This window comes from Paenibacillus sp. FSL H7-689, assembly GCF_000517905.1.
In the GTDB taxonomy this organism is placed as follows: domain Bacteria; phylum Bacillota; class Bacilli; order Paenibacillales; family Paenibacillaceae; genus Paenibacillus; species Paenibacillus amylolyticus.
This window is the reverse complement of record NZ_ASPU01000003.1, coordinates 1-14,759: the sequence shown is the minus strand read 5'-3', so window position 1 is coordinate 14,759 and position 14,759 is coordinate 1. Positions and strand designations below refer to the sequence as shown.

The following is a 14,759-nucleotide window of genomic DNA, read 5'->3' as shown; positions in this document are numbered from 1 at the left end:
CTACTCCATTTCTACCTTCATCCCATCTTCTTGGTACTGAAAACGGCTCTTTTTGAACATGTATTATGAGCAAAATTGAATTAGGAGGTCTGCGATGTTATCCAATAAAGTGATTGATCATTGCCAGGAGCAAGGCTGGTGGCATGAAGATGTTCCAGCAGCCTACGAAGAAGCATTGCGGAAGCTTGGAATTGATCTTCAATCGGATTTTGCACAATTTTATTTACATGCAGAGGATGGACCAACTTTCTACAGCAGGCATCAGGAGTTGTATCAGATCTGCTGGTTTATGGAGAACACCGTATATATGGAAGACATGGATGTAGCACAGCTTACACTGGGACTTCCCGAGGCGTATATTCCACTGGACAGTTTCGAAGGTGAAGGTGGATTTTTCTACAACCGTCAGACGGGAGAAGTGGTACTGGTGGAACTGGGTGAATCGATTGAACGGTTTCTTAATGGCGAGAGTGAGCCGCAGTGGGCTGATTTCAATGCTTTTCTGGAGTGGTATTTCGTTCTGGAGGAGGAGACGGTGCAATGAAAGATCTGACACCGGAACATGCCGAACTGGAGCGACAAATTGTAGAAACGGTAGAAGCCGGTAATGTGCTGGATGAGACGCAACAAGATGAACAAGCACTTATCTATTATGATCAGGCATGGGGCATGTTGCCCGAGCCGAAGATGGAATGGGAGATTGCAAGCTGGATCGCATCCTGTCATGCGAATGCACATATCGATCTGAAACAGTATGGACTGGCCAAGCCTTGGGCTGAGATATCGTTAAGTACGCGGAGTTCGGATAGAAGTACGAGTCCGTTGATCGATCTCGGCATGATCTGCATGAGACTTGAACAGCATGACGAGGCGTATTCGTATTTGCATCAGGCGTATGAGTTCGGCAGAGAGCGTGCATTTCAGGGAAGTCCGAGGGATGTGTTGAGTTATTACATTGAAGAGCGGGCTAAGCGTAACTAGAATGATTCCGACCAGACCATGAAACAAAAAGGGTACCCCGGTTTGGCCAAAACATGACCACAGGAGTACCCTTTCGAGTTGAATATTCGTTTATTACAGGATGTTTGACTTCATTTAATCCGAAATGTTACGCGTATAGTATTCAATAATATCCTTACGACGGATAATACCGAGGAAGACACGATCGACATCCACCACGGGCACAAAATTTTGGTCTGCTGCAAGTGTCAGCATATCCTCCATTTCAGCCTCAATGAATACACATTCATTATATACCCGATTGTTAATCTCATGGACCTGAACCTGATCCATCGTATCAAAAGTCAATCCGGGTGTATTTCGCATTTTCCATAACAAATCGCCTTCGGACAGGGTAGCAACATATTTTCCATCCTGGTCAATCACGGGAACGGCGGTGTAGTGTTGCGATTCCAATTGCTCAATAGCATCTTTCATGGAAGCGGTAGACTTGATATAGGCCACTTCGGCTTTGGGGAGTAAAAAATAGCTGATTTCCATCATCGGGCTCCTTTTCAGCCTTTTGCATAGCAAAAAAGCTTTAGTATGTAATCTCACTCTCCTTATTTAAACATATTATGTGAGCTTTCGGCTATTTTTAATGATAAATTCGTCAGATTTGTTTCATTGTTTAAATGGCTCTGGAAATCTATAGTGTATATTAGAGGTGATGTAACCATGAAATCAAAACGTAAATTAATGTACGGACTGCTGCCCATCTTGTTTGCAGGTGGAATCGGAATGTATCTATACATGCAGAATAACAAAGAAGCAGAGGCTAAGCCCCAGACTACCGTGAATCAATACATAGAGCATCTGCAAAAAAAAGAATTTGACCAGTTGTACACCTTGATGACACCTGCTTCGTTGCAAGAGTCGGGCATGAACAAGGAACAATTTGTTGAGAAATACAATGCGATCTATTCGGGTATGGAAGTATCCACCGTCAAGGCGGAGGTTAAACCTGTGGAGGTTGCCGAAACGACTTCCGATGGCAGTAAGACCGATGCAGAGAAACAAAACCCGGATATGTATGAGGTGGATTACAACCTGCAACTGACAACTTTTTTGGGTGAAGTCAGTGAGACGCATACATTGAAACTGGTCCGGCACGAGCTTGAGGACGGCGGGAAAAACTGGAAAATTAACTGGCAGCCTTCACTGATCCTGAATGACATGGTTAAGGGCAGTAAGGTACGAGTGAGGACACTGTTCCCGGATCGTGGAGACATTGTGGATCGTGATGGTTTGCCGCTCGCTACCAAGGGAACGATGAATGAATGGGGCATTGTACCTGAGAAACTTGGTGATAACCCGGACCAGATGATTGCCCGAATCGCGAGCCATTATCAGGTTTCGGAAGATGCCATTCACAAGGCGCTTGCGCAGACATGGGTGAAGCCGGAGTATTTTGTCCCGATTGGTTCAACGGAGGAGTTTGACGTACCAGAATCTTTAAGCGGGGTTACGATGCAAAGCAAGGAAATCCGCTATTATCCACTCGGCAATGCGGCTGCGCACCTGATTGGTTACGTGCGCAAAGCCACCAAGGAAGATCTGGATAAGGATACGGAAGGATATTATCGCGCAGAAGATTGGATTGGCAAAGCGGGTTTGGAGCAGTCCATGGAGAAGCAGCTGCGTGGTGAACGTGGTGGTCTGATTGAAATCACGGATGAATCCGGTAACTCTCGTTCTGAGCTTATTCGCAAGGATGCTGTAGATGGACAGAATGTTCAGCTGACGATTAGCTCCAAACAGCAAAAGAAATTGTATCAGACATTATCCAGTGGTGGAGATGCCGGTGCAATGGTTCTGATGGATCCGACGGACGGCAACCTGTTAGCGTTGGTCAGTGCGCCTTCCTATAACCCGAACAAGATGGTTACAGGACTTACTCAGGTAGAGTGGGATGCTTATTCGGCGAATGAGAAGCTTCCTTTTATCAACAGAGTCACTACCCGGTATGCACCAGGATCAACTTTCAAAGCGATTACAGCCGCAGCGGGACTGCTGGAGAAGGTGACTACAGCGGACAAAACCCATGATATCTCTGGCTTGCAATGGCGCAAAGACGATAGCTGGGGCGGTTATTATGTTAAGCGTGTGAAGAGTTTATCCCCGGTTAACATGGTCGATGCTCTGGTGTATTCGGACAATATTTACTTTGCGATGGAAGCGATCGAGATGGGTAGCGCCAAGTTTATTGATGGGATCCAGAAGTTTGGTTTTGGCGATAACTTTGGACTGGATGAACTGTATCTGAAGCCAAGCCAATATGCCAACGAAGCACATCTGGATCTGTCTTCCGAGGTGTTGCTCGCTGATACGTCCTACGGGCAAGGGGAGATGTTGATGTCCCCGATTCATCTGGCATCGTCATTTACACCTTTTATTAATGAAGGGAAACTGGTGAAACCTGTTCTGATCGAGGGAAAAGAAAGCACTGAGCCTGAGGTAATTATTACTCCGGAAGCCGCAAATACGGTTAAGGATGCTTTGGGAGAAGTTGTTTCCCGGCAGGGAGGTACGGCCCACACCTTGAATTTAATACCTGGAGGGCTCGCGGGCAAGACGGGAACAGCGGAACTGAAAGCAAAAAAGGGAGAGAAGGGACAGGAAAACGGATTTTTCGTAGTGTTTGATACCGACTCTCCGACCTTCCTGTTATCCGCTGTAATTGAAGAGGTGAACGGCCGAGGTGGAAGCCACTATGTCGTGGATAAATTAAAGCCTTTTTTGGAAAAGTTGGAGATTACGCAGTAACTCCGATTTAATATAGCCTCGTAAGCATAATAAAAAGACCCGGTCACCATGTTATGGTTCTCACATGTGACCGGGTCTTTATTGTTTCATTTTATTCAATATGGAATCATTTATTTCCGAGCAGTAATCATGAAGCGTGCCGAGTTGGTATGAATGCCCTTCTCATTGTGATTTTCTTTCACAAACTGCTGGAATCGCTCGAAGTCAGTGTCTACCTTTCCGAAATCAGGAATGATGGGTGCATGGGTTAGGAGAAACATCAAATCTTCAGGTGTAGCGTAATGCTCCACCACATTATATTCACGGGCCTGAATGTCACGGAAACCTGCTATTTGAAGTTCATGCTTGTATCGTTCCATCAATGTGCCAGGTTGAATGCCAAAACTTTGGCCACGGCCAAAAGCTACTGAAAGATTGGATTTATCATGTTCGCTGACCTGCTGGGTTAGAAATATCCCACCCTGAGCAAGAACCCTAAATACTTCTGAAGCTGAGAATCCGGAGTGTCTGGAAGATACCACATTAAAGAAGCAATCTGGAAAATGCAGTTTTTCTGCGTCCATATGAAGAAAGCGTACATTGGAATGACCGCCCGTAGACTGAAGATTATGCTGTGCGGTCTCAATCATTCCTTGAGCGAGATCAATTCCCACCAGCAATAAAGTTTCTTCCGCAATGGACAGAATGGCTTCTCCACCACCTGTTCCAATATCCAGCAACAGATCGGACGATCGCGTATGGCGGACAACTTCCTCATAGAAGTTCCATCCGATGTTCTCCGAGACAACGTTCATGGAGCTGAAGTTCCAGCCATTCGTCCGGCCTACGCGTTCATAAAAGTCAGCGTAATCTATTTTGTTTTTCATTTTCATATTCCTCCAATGTGAGTTTGTTTGAATAGGACAAGAGCGTTGTGCCAAATCGTTCTAATGTAAATGGTCGAATAGGATCAAATGGACAGACGTGTACCTTGATAGCTGGTACGCGTTTTGACCCAGCCCGACGACTAATTACTTCGAACAATACGGAGCAACATCCGTGTCACCTCACAAGTTGGAATGTCTCCATTATATTCAATTGACAGCGTATTCGCGAGGTGTTATTTTGAGGTGGAATGTATTCTATGAGTTCGAGGTGATCGATGGTGGCTATTCGTGCTAAGCAGATTTTTGTCAATTTACCTGTTCAAGATTTGAAGAAATCCGTTGAGTTTTTTACCAAGGTGGGATTTGAGTTTGACGCCAATTTTACGGACGAGTCTGCTACTTGTATGATTATCGGGGATAATATTTATGCCATGCTTCTGGTGGAGGAACGTTTCCAATCCTTCATTTCAAAAAAAATCTCCAATGCCGCCGATACAACCGAAGTCATCGTTGCCCTGTCTGTAGATAGCCGGGAGCAGGTGGATGTAATTGTACAAGCTGCCCTCGATGCAGGAGGGAAGCCATCCAACGAACCACAAGATCACGGATTTATGTACGGATGGAGTTTTCAGGATCTGGATGATCACCTGTGGGAAGTTTCCTATATGGATCTCAGCGCTTTTCCTTCGGAGTAATAAAATGAAAATAACTAGAGCCTTCTTAGATTAATAGGAAGGTTCTTTTTTTGTCAGTCGTACCTTTTTCATTGCTTATATTGGGTGCATCTGTTAAAATACAGAACGAATGTTCAGTATGCATGGGACGGAGTGAAATGGAATGAATATGAATAAAAAACAACTACAGACTGAGCAGACCAAGAAAAAACTTGCGGATGCTTCCAAAGCCCTTTTTGTACAAAAAGGTTATAAAGCAACGTCCATTGAGGATATTGTAGCTGCGACGGGCAGCAGCAAAGGCAATATATATTACCATTTTAAAAGTAAGGAAGGTCTGTTCCTCTATCTAATCGATGAGTGGGACCGGGAGTGGGAAGAGAGTTGGGCGGCCAAAGAACATCTCTATCGCACCTCCACGGAGAAAATTTATGGTTTGGCGGAACAACTCGTCATGGATGATATGAATCACCCGCTGACGAAGGCAGCTGATGAGTTCTTCACAGGGGAAAAGAAAGAAAATGATATTGAGGAGCGGATCTCCTTAATGTTTGAGCGGCATATTCAATTTAATAAACAAATGATAGAGCAAGGCATTGAGAGCGGTGAGTTCAAAGCAGACAATGTAGATAATCTCGCGCTCATATTGGAAAGTACCATTATTGGCCTTAGTCAGATGTCACGGGGGATGGAGCCTGATCAGGCTCTTGCGTTATACCGCCAGGCCGCTAGTGTATTCTTGCACGGGATTGCAAAAGATAAAGCTTAAGCAACATTTTGACAACTACGGAGGATGGAATCATGGCATTACTAACACGGAACAGGGGCGCACTGCTGCTGTTAATGTTTAATATTTTTCTTGTTTTTACAGGTATTGGCCTAGTTGTGCCGATCATGCCTGCGTATATGGATCTACTGCATATCACCGGATTCACGGTTGGATTGCTGGTAGCGGCATTTTCCTTCACCCAGTTTCTGTTCTCCCCGCTTGCGGGTCGTTGGTCGGATACATGGGGACGTAAAAAAATTATCGTTGGCGGCATGCTGATCTTTGCCGTATCCGAGTTTATGTTTGGTGCGGTCAATGCACCAGTCTTGCTCTTCGCAGCCCGGATGTTAGGCGGTATTGGTGCGGCGATGATCTTCCCGGCGGTTATGGCTTACACCGCAGATATTACAACAGAGGAAGAACGCGGCAAAGGTATGGGCTTGATTAATGCAGCGATTACAACCGGATTTATCATCGGTCCGGGAATTGGTGGATACATTGCGGACTTTGGCATTCGAATTCCATTCTACGCCGCTGGGGTTGCCGGTTTGCTGGCATCCATCATTACATTGATTATTTTGCCGGAATCTGCACGAAGTACAGGAGAACAAAGTAAACCTATCCCTGGTTTAACGAAGGTCAAAGCTCCGGGTATGGTATCCCAATTGCTGAATTCATACCGTGAACCGTACTTTTTCAGCTTGATTATTGTGTTTGTTATGGCATTTGGTCTGGCGAACTATGAGACGGTATTTTCACTATTTGTGGATCACAAGTTTGGCTTCACGACCAAAGACATTGCATTTATTATTACATTTGGCTCCATCGCGGGTGCGGTTGTGCAAGTATCCTTGATCGGTTGGTTGCTCAATCGGTTTGGTGAAAAGATGGTCATTTCGGTCTGTCTGTTATTTGTAGCCGTATTTGTACTGTTGACCTTGTTTGTAAGTACGTACTGGATGATTCTTGTCGTAACGTTTATCGTCTTTCTGGGTATGGATATTTTACGTCCGGCGATTAGTACACAGATGTCCAAACTGGCACAAGAACAACAGGGCTTTGTGGCCGGATTGAACTCGGCGTATACCAGTTTGGGGAATATCGCAGGTCCAATCGTAGCTGGAGCACTGTTCGATGTGAATATTAACTATCCTTATGTTTCAGCAGCAGCCGTTTTGGCGATCTGTTTCCTGTTATCCCTGCGGGTACTCAGAGGGGCCAAAGCGGTAAAGCAACCGAAGGCTGAAATGTAATTTTATAATTGGAAAAGAAAGCTTTCACATCAATGCATCAACACCAAAAAAGTCGACTACACATGTTTCATGTGCAGTCGACTTTTTTAATAGTACGTGTATTAACGGACTTCTCCATTCGTTTCAATCAGTTTTTGATACCAGTGGAAACTCTGTTTGCGGATACGTCTCAATTCCTTGATATCGAATTCCTCACGATCCACATAGATGAATCCATAACGTTTGCTCGACCCTTGATGTGTGCTGACCAGATCGATCGCAGACCAAGGGCAGAAGCCAAATACATCCACGCCGTCCGTAATCGCCAGTTGAATCTGTTCGATATGTTTATTGAAGAATTCAATACGATATGGATCGTTAACCACGTCGCCTTCCTCCAGTTTATCAAAGGCACCCAGACCATTTTCCGTAACAATCAATGGCAGGTGATAACGGGAGTAGATCTGGCGCAGGGTAGAGCGGAAGCCCACGGGATCAATTTCCCAGCCAAACTCCGTTTTTTGCAGATTGGGATTCACAGATCCTCTATATGCGCCCGGTTCACCTACGATTTCATGCTGGTCTCCTGTATGGGAGAAGTCATTACCATCGTTCAGGCTTTCACCAACCGTTTGGGAAGTATAATAGTTAAACGCAATAAAGTCAGGGTTTCCTTGAGCCAGGATGTCCATATCTCCGTCTTCAATGACAGGCGTATATCCTTTCTCTTCGAGATAACTCCAGGCAATATGGTTATAACGTCCATATACCGCCATATCGAGATAGAGCCAGTTACGAATGGCAGCATAGTTATCAGCCGCGAGTGTGTCTTCTGGTTTGGAACTCGCCGGGTAAATTACACCGATATTGGGAGCTGGGCCAATTTTGGCTTCAGGCAGCATTTCATGACACAGGACCATGGCTTTAGCTTGAGCAACCAGCATGTGGTGATTTTGCTGATACAGTGTTTTTTGCGGATCAACAAGTGTTGTATCCAGTGTACCCAGAGAGCCAGGATGCAGGATCAGCATATTTTGTTCGTTGATGGTCAGCCAATATTTAACCCGATCTCCGTAGTTTTCATAAAGAGTCTTGGCATATTGTTCAAAAGCATCAATCGTTGCTCGGTTGGACCAGCCGCCTTTTTCTTCAAGCGCATAAGGAAGATCGAAGTGATACATCGTCACAATGGGCTCAATACCGTATTTAATTAACTCATTAATGAGGGAATCGTAAAAGGCGAGGCCCTTCGGATTCACTTCACCTGCTCCTTGCGGATAGATGCGTGTCCATGCGATGGAGAAGCGGTAGGCTTTAAAGCCCATTTCGGCGAGCAACGCCACATCTTCTTTGTACATATGATAGTGATCACTGGTTACCTTGAAGTCGGTTACGCCTTCCACATGATTCCCCATGTCGATGACAGAAGGGCCTTTACCATCTTCATTCCAGGCTCCCTCAATCTGATAGGCAGAGGTTGAACCTCCCCAGAAAAAATCTTTAGGAAATGGTTTTAGTTGAGTATGTTTCATGGTTAGTTCCTCCTAAATTAAATTCGTATAATATAAGTTGGGTCAGACTACGAGAGTCAGCAGGACATCATTTTTCTGTACCTGTTCCTGAGTTGTTTCGAACACATCCACTTCTTGTTGCGTTAGAGTGACAATGACAGGTGTTACGGTTTCGTATCCGGCTTCCTTGATCTTATCGATGTCAAACTGGATCAACAGATCGCCCTGTCTTACGATATCACCTTCTTGAACGACAGGAGTGAAGTGTTTTCCCTTCAGCGCTACTGTGTTGATGCCAATATGAATCAGGATTTCTGTTCCTGCGTTGGTGGTTAATCCAATGGCATGTCCAGTCGGGAAGAGGGAAGTGACAACACCGTCTACCGGAGCGACAACTTCACCAATCTCAGGGACAATCGCCAAACCTTTGCCCATAGCACCAGTCGAAAAAGCCGGGTCATTAATGGTACTCAGTGCTACGGCTTTACCTGTGAGCGGGCTATAAATTTGTTCTTTCTTGATTTCTGTTGTTTTGGACTCAGGTACGACAGGAAGCTCTGCCGGCGTACTTTCAACTGACGTGTGGGAGACAGATTCATTGGTCCCGGAAACTTTGTCTTTGGTTTTGCTTTCATAACCAAACATCACCGTTAATACCGCGGCTACCGCAAAGGAGCAGGCAATCGCAATTACGTAGACAACCGTTGGTGTATAGACAGGAATGGCAAATATATTGTGGAACACATAAGCAGTCATTTTAACACCAAAGTGACCATTGATGGCACCGCCGATCGCACCTGCGATAACCACGATAGGAATCACACGTTTATAACGCAGGATCAGACCATATACAATTGGTTCAGTGACTCCTGCAAGTAAACCTGTAAGGCTGGTTGAGCCAGCAAGAGTGCGCAGGGTTTTGTTCTTTTTGGCTTTCAGGAAAATACCGAAGGCTACACCGATTTGTGCAAATACAGCTGCAGCAGCCATGGCTTCAATCGGATCGCCGCCAACCCCGATATTCTGTATCGTGATTGGAGTGAAGCCCCAGTGGAGTCCGAACACAACCATGAAGGTCATGAATCCACCCAGTACAACCCCTGATAATATACCGCTGACACCAATGAGCCAAGTTACGCCCGAGGAGATCCAGTCACCTACCGTGGTACCGAATGGTCCAAAGGCCATTGCGGACAGAGGAACCATAATCATCAAAGCAATCATTGGTACAAGGAACAATTGCAGGTCTTTCAAATGATTTTCTTGAGTAACTTATCGAGAACAGCGTAGATACTAATGGATATGAAGATTGGGAATACGCTGGCTGAATAATTCATCATGACAACCGGGATACCCAGGAATGATACATCTGAGCCCTTATCCATCAGCCCGGTGAAACTCGGTTCCATCAGAGCGGCACCAATTACGCCAGCTACATAAGGATTGGCTTTCAGCTTCATACCCAGTGTGATGCCGAGGAAGATAGGCAAGAAATAAAATACAGCGTTGCCGGTAGCAGATAAAATCAGGTATGTGTCACTTGTATCCGACATCCATCCGAGCATGGTCAGGACAGTCAGCAAAGCTTTTAGCATACCTGATCCTGCCATAGCCGGGATTAACGGTGAGAAACTTCCGGATATAATTTCAAAAACTTTGGATAATAGCGAGGTTTTTTCCCCTGTGGACTCAGCCGATGAGGAGGAATCTCCTCCGAAATCTCGGTTTTTCATGATCTCCGCATATACATGAGCCACGTTACTACCGATGACAACCTGGAACTGGCCGCCGCTTTCTACAACGGTAATAATGCCGTCATGCTTTTCAAGCGTTTCGCGTTCGGCTTTTTTGGAATCTTTCAGGTCGAATCTCAGCCGGGTCGCACAGTGGACAAGACCATTGATATTGGCTTCTCCGCCGACGAGACGAACGATGTCATCCCCCATTTTTTTATGATCCATGTTCATTCTCCTTTGTTGTTAAGATTGCCTGAAAACAAAAAATACCTAAACGAATGGCTATGATCATCGGAAAGATGACCTGTTGCCAATCATTTAGGTATCGCCTGCTTGAGCAGTAACAATCCTTGTCGTTAAGTTGTGAGACCTACTATATATGACGCCGAAATCGTTTGCAAGCTTTTTTTATTCCGCGTCGAGAAGCTCGTTACGGGAAGTGACACGTTGAATATGGATCGTCAAATACACCTTTTCATCAATGGACATGGCACTTTCAAACTTGTCCTCAAGGTACTGATTGATCCGTTGCGTGCATTCAAATGCCTTGCTATATTTGTCCTTCACCTGTTCATACAGAAAGTTATCTCCTGAAGCAAATTGCTCCTGTTCATTACTCAACATTCTTTGCACAAAATATTGAAGGTGGGTAATAAACCGGGAATAATTAAATGAATTTTCATCCAGGGCGATCTGGTAGTGGTTGGTCACAATGTTGAAGATATCATCAATAACTTCGGTAATTTCAACGGTTTGTTTCATGCCCTGAGCATCTTGACGAGCGTTTACAAAATGCATCGCAATAAAGCTGGCCTCATGTTCATCCATTTGGATACCGAATTGTTCCTGAATCAGCTCCACAGCGTTCATGCCAATCCCAAACTCCTTTTTGTAGAACTTCTTGATCTGCCACAAAAGAGAATTCTTCAGCCCGACGGATTTACGGTACCGGGTAATAGCAAACTGAATATGATCGATCAATGATATATAGATATTATCACTAAAAATATCGCCCATTTCCTTTTTGGCATGGCCCACAATTTCGTCCGCTAACTTCAAATATTCGACCGATGTTTCCCCAATCAGATCGATTAATTTTTGTGGTATTTTATCCGATTTCAGCACAAAGGTTTTTTCGATTTTATCCTCATCCACGGGCTGTCCGTTTTTCTTTTTGAAGCCAAGACCGTTGCCAATGACAACAAATTCGTGACCAACCTGGTTCTCAGCCCGGATGACATTGTTGTTAAAAATCTGACGGATGATCATATATGTGTTTCACCTCAATTGGTCGTAATAAAAACAAAAAACCCAAACTAAGGCTTAATAGACAGCCTTGGTTTGGGTATCGCCTGCTTACCAGTAACAATCCCGAAGAAGACGCAGCTTCCTCTTTCAATTATGTCCACTATACCGCTTTCATAACAGAATAACACTACAATGATTTATGGAAATGGACGTAAAGACGTGGATTTTTGGTATAATAAGAAATGCTGGAAGTGAATTAGATGGGCTGGGTTGCATAATAAGTTACCGAGGACGGTCATTTTTAAGCATATACAGGATTATTGGAGTGATAACATGAGCAATGCAAAAGGAAAAGGCGGCACCGGCCGTGGTACGGGTAAAAAAGGCTGGAACCGTTGGCAAGCCGCTGCTAACCGGGCGAAAAGTGCCCCGAAACCTTATAAAAGTAAAGGTACAAAGAAGAAGGACGATACCGAAACTTCAAGTGGCAAGCCCGAGTAAGTGTGGCTTGACGATGCCAGAGGAGAGAGCTGCCTGACTAACGGGTGGGTCTCTTTTTGCTTGAAAAGATAAAAAAATAAATTGACAGTATTGTAAATATGGTAATAATATAGAGCTTACACAAATTAGATGGTAGTGCTACTATATAGAGAAAGGAGCAACAGCATGCCTGTTAATATGGATGAAAATCCACTTGGACTGATTCTGTCACGGACGTATCTGGCATACAAAAAAACAACAACCAGAAATCTGAGTGAACAGGATATTACTCCGGAACAATTTGCAGTCTTGAATGAATTGAGCAAGGCTGGAAGTCATATATCACAGAAAAAACTGGCTGAATTAACAGTGCGGGACCAGACAACGGTAGGCAAAATTATAGACAAGTTGATTCGCAAAGGTCTGGTGACAAGAGAAGAAGATCCACAGGACCGCAGAGCGGTTTTGCTTTGTTTGACGGCGGAAGGACTGGAAATGAATAACGTTCTGACACCAAAGGCAAAACAGCAAGAGCAAGAGGCACTCGCCGAATGTTCTCCTGAAGAGCTTGAAGCATTCATGAATGTGATGAATCGTATCTATGAAAAGATGAAATAAATTTTTTTGAGCAATTATGTGCATGTGCATATATATGTAGTGCAATTATTTTAATTTTTACTAATGGGAGCCGTGAACGAATGAAAAGCTTCAAAGATTTTCTTAAAATGCCACAGACAAAAATAGGGTTGGTTTTTGCATTGATTGTTCCGCTGTTATTTGTTGTGATCTGGATGACGGGTTATCATCAAGCCACGGAGAGAGTGGATCAACTTCAAGTTGCTCTGGTGAACGAAGACGGGATACAGGGAACAGAGGTGCAGAAGCAGATTGAAACGCTCGCGCCTTTCCATGTCAATGTTCTGGGATCTGCCGAGGAAGCTGAGCAACAGATGAATGCAGGTAACTATGCGATGGTTATTGTTATTCCGGAAGGATTCACTGACCAGATTGCAGGAGGCACAGAGGCGAGCTTACCCTTTTATATCAATCAGGGAAATGCCGATGTAGCCAAATCCATTGTGGAACATGCTGCGACCGGAATGACTGCACAAATGGGTCAAGGGATTCTGGAATCCAAGGTTCAAGTGACACTCAATAACGATAGTATAAACAGCGATGAACTGAGTGCAGCTATTGGACAAGCGATGGCGAAGATGAATGAAGGGCCTGTGAAGGCTGAAATTAATAAAACGAACAGCGTGAGTGATTTTGCAACATCGATGTTGCCCATGATTCTGGGTTTTATCACCTATATTGCTTCGATGACTATGAATATTCAGTTTAATATTACGTCGAATATCATGAAGCGTACCCATTCCAAATGGGAAATCTTCTGGGGACGGCAATTGCTGTTATTGTGTATAGCTGTGATTGTTCCCCTAATTGTGGATACAGTAGCTCTTCAGTTCACAGATGTTGCGAGCTCCTTCGGCGCTTTGTATCTGTATCATGTGCTGGTGAGTCTGGCTTGTATCTGTTTTACACAAATGAGTTTTGCCCTGTTTGGCAATGCAGGTCCTCTATTTAATGTAGCGATGGTTCCGCTCCAGTTGATGACAGCAGGAAATATAATTCCAGCCGAGATGCTGGCGCCATTCTACCGTTATATCGGAAACTTTCTGCCCGCTTCCAATGGGGTACAGGGATTTATGCGTTTGATCTATAGTGGAGAAGCAGTTGGGGGATACATGGTTCATCTTCTATTGATCTCGATTATTACGTGGGGAATTACGTTGCTGCGAGTTGGTATGCAAAAGCAGGTAATGGACAAATGACGATGACGCCTCCAGCATCAGCACAGGCACAACATTAAGAGTTTCCTTCTATATATAATGTAATAACACACAAGAAAGTGGTTCACGTATAGTTATATGCGTGCATCACTTTTTTTGTTTATCTTTTATAATACCTCTACTTATACTCGTGGTAACTTACAGTGCCCCCAGTATCTTGCATGACCTTGATAAAAGGACAACCTAAATTGAGCATATTAATGAAGCTAAAATATAAGAGAGGAGATGTAGGCTAATAAGTTTAAAAGCAATTAGACATGTATTGCGATGTATGAATGGAAAGAATGTCATTTAAGCTATAATAAACTTTAGGCTGGGATAGAGGAGAGCAACATAGTAAAGGTAGTTGATTTGTGGTAAATGAATTTTATTAAATTAAGTATTGTAATTAATATCTATACGTGATATATTATTAATCCGGCCAAGAAAACACGGTTTAACACTGGTGTGGCAAGCGAATTAAATAAGCTTCGAAAGAAACTTAAAAAAAGGGCTTGCAAAGTTGGTTCGGACATGATATTATATAAGAGTTGCTGAAGAGAACGGAATTCGGTAACGAAACAAGTTTGATCTTTGAAAACTGAACAACGAGTGAGTAAACATTCTGCTTGCAGAATGAACGCGA

13 protein-coding genes and 1 pseudogene are annotated in these 14,759 nt (G+C 44.1%); 9 read left to right on the top strand and 5 right to left on the bottom strand.

The window, feature by feature from the left end; translation table 11 throughout:
• The first annotated feature begins 94 nt into the window (after positions 1 to 94).
• Both C170_RS01725 and C170_RS01720 read left to right on the top strand, forming a co-directional pair.
• Positions 95 to 544: an SMI1/KNR4 family protein gene (locus C170_RS01725; protein WP_036605971.1), complete on the top strand. Its 450-nt coding sequence runs from the start codon at positions 95 to 97 to the stop codon at positions 542 to 544.
• Positions 541 to 981 carry a hypothetical protein gene (locus tag C170_RS01720; protein WP_036605970.1) on the top strand — a complete coding sequence of 147 codons (441 nt, stop codon included), beginning with the start codon at positions 541 to 543 and terminating at the stop codon, positions 979 to 981. The genes C170_RS01725 and C170_RS01720 overlap by 4 nt, the downstream gene beginning before the upstream one ends.
• A gap of 114 nt (positions 982 to 1,095) precedes the next feature.
• On the opposite strand, the gene C170_RS01715 is transcribed toward C170_RS01720, so the two are convergent.
• Positions 1,096 to 1,500 (bottom strand): CBS domain-containing protein, encoded by a 405-nt coding sequence (locus tag C170_RS01715; RefSeq protein WP_036605969.1) that lies wholly within the window; start codon positions 1,498 to 1,500, stop codon positions 1,096 to 1,098.
• A 177-nt stretch (positions 1,501 to 1,677) separates the two neighbouring features.
• Between C170_RS01715 and pbp4 the strand changes: the two genes are divergently transcribed.
• Positions 1,678 to 3,765: a penicillin-binding protein PBP4(5) gene (gene pbp4 / locus C170_RS01710; RefSeq protein ID WP_036605968.1), complete on the top strand. Its 2,088-nt coding sequence runs from the start codon at positions 1,678 to 1,680 to the stop codon at positions 3,763 to 3,765.
• Positions 3,766 to 3,875: 110 nt separating this feature from the next.
• Here the strand turns inward: pbp4 and C170_RS01705 are convergent, their stop codons facing one another.
• Entirely contained in the window at positions 3,876 to 4,631 is a 756-nt protein-coding gene (locus tag C170_RS01705) for a class I SAM-dependent methyltransferase (protein ID WP_036605967.1), read from the bottom strand.
• A 278-nt stretch (positions 4,632 to 4,909) separates the two neighbouring features.
• Between C170_RS01705 and C170_RS01700 the strand changes: the two genes are divergently transcribed.
• The 3 genes from C170_RS01700 to C170_RS01690 all read left to right on the top strand — a co-directional run bounded on the left by C170_RS01700 (position 4,910) and on the right by C170_RS01690 (position 7,327).
• Positions 4,910 to 5,326: a VOC family protein gene (locus C170_RS01700; RefSeq protein ID WP_036606080.1), complete on the top strand. Its 417-nt coding sequence runs from the start codon at positions 4,910 to 4,912 to the stop codon at positions 5,324 to 5,326.
• Positions 5,327 to 5,474: 148 nt separating this feature from the next.
• A complete protein-coding gene (locus C170_RS01695; RefSeq protein WP_036606079.1) occupies positions 5,475 to 6,074 on the top strand; it encodes a TetR/AcrR family transcriptional regulator in 600 nt (199 codons plus the stop codon).
• 32 nt (positions 6,075 to 6,106) lie between these two features.
• The gene (locus C170_RS01690; protein WP_036605966.1) at positions 6,107 to 7,327 is read left to right on the top strand and encodes an MFS transporter; all 1,221 of its coding nucleotides are present in this window, start codon (positions 6,107 to 6,109) and stop codon (positions 7,325 to 7,327) included.
• A 101-nt stretch (positions 7,328 to 7,428) separates the two neighbouring features.
• Here the strand turns inward: C170_RS01690 and C170_RS01685 are convergent, their stop codons facing one another.
• From C170_RS01685 to licT, 3 genes and pseudogenes are all read right to left on the bottom strand, one after another.
• Positions 7,429 to 8,838, bottom strand: coding sequence for a glycoside hydrolase family 1 protein (locus C170_RS01685; RefSeq protein WP_036605965.1), 1,410 nt, complete (start codon positions 8,836 to 8,838; stop codon positions 7,429 to 7,431).
• Positions 8,839 to 8,880: 42 nt separating this feature from the next.
• Positions 8,881 to 10,778: pseudogene (locus C170_RS01680) on the bottom strand (beta-glucoside-specific PTS transporter subunit IIABC).
• A gap of 183 nt (positions 10,779 to 10,961) precedes the next feature.
• Positions 10,962 to 11,822 carry a BglG family transcription antiterminator LicT gene (gene licT / locus C170_RS01675; protein WP_036605964.1) on the bottom strand — a complete coding sequence of 287 codons (861 nt, stop codon included), beginning with the start codon at positions 11,820 to 11,822 and terminating at the stop codon, positions 10,962 to 10,964.
• 312 nt (positions 11,823 to 12,134) lie between these two features.
• Here licT and C170_RS30325 point away from each other — a divergent pair, with 312 nt between their 5' ends.
• The 3 genes from C170_RS30325 to C170_RS01665 all read left to right on the top strand — a co-directional run bounded on the left by C170_RS30325 (position 12,135) and on the right by C170_RS01665 (position 14,116).
• Positions 12,135 to 12,302 carry a DUF3934 family protein gene (locus C170_RS30325; RefSeq protein ID WP_074093608.1) on the top strand — a complete coding sequence of 56 codons (168 nt, stop codon included), beginning with the start codon at positions 12,135 to 12,137 and terminating at the stop codon, positions 12,300 to 12,302.
• Between the two features lie 165 nt (positions 12,303 to 12,467).
• Positions 12,468 to 12,899, top strand: a complete 432-nt coding sequence (locus tag C170_RS01670) for a MarR family winged helix-turn-helix transcriptional regulator (protein ID WP_036605963.1) — start codon at positions 12,468 to 12,470, stop codon at positions 12,897 to 12,899.
• Positions 12,900 to 12,979: 80 nt separating this feature from the next.
• The gene (locus tag C170_RS01665; RefSeq protein WP_051446942.1) at positions 12,980 to 14,116 is read left to right on the top strand and encodes a YhgE/Pip domain-containing protein; all 1,137 of its coding nucleotides are present in this window, start codon (positions 12,980 to 12,982) and stop codon (positions 14,114 to 14,116) included.
• Positions 14,117 to 14,759: the final 643 nt, after the last annotated feature.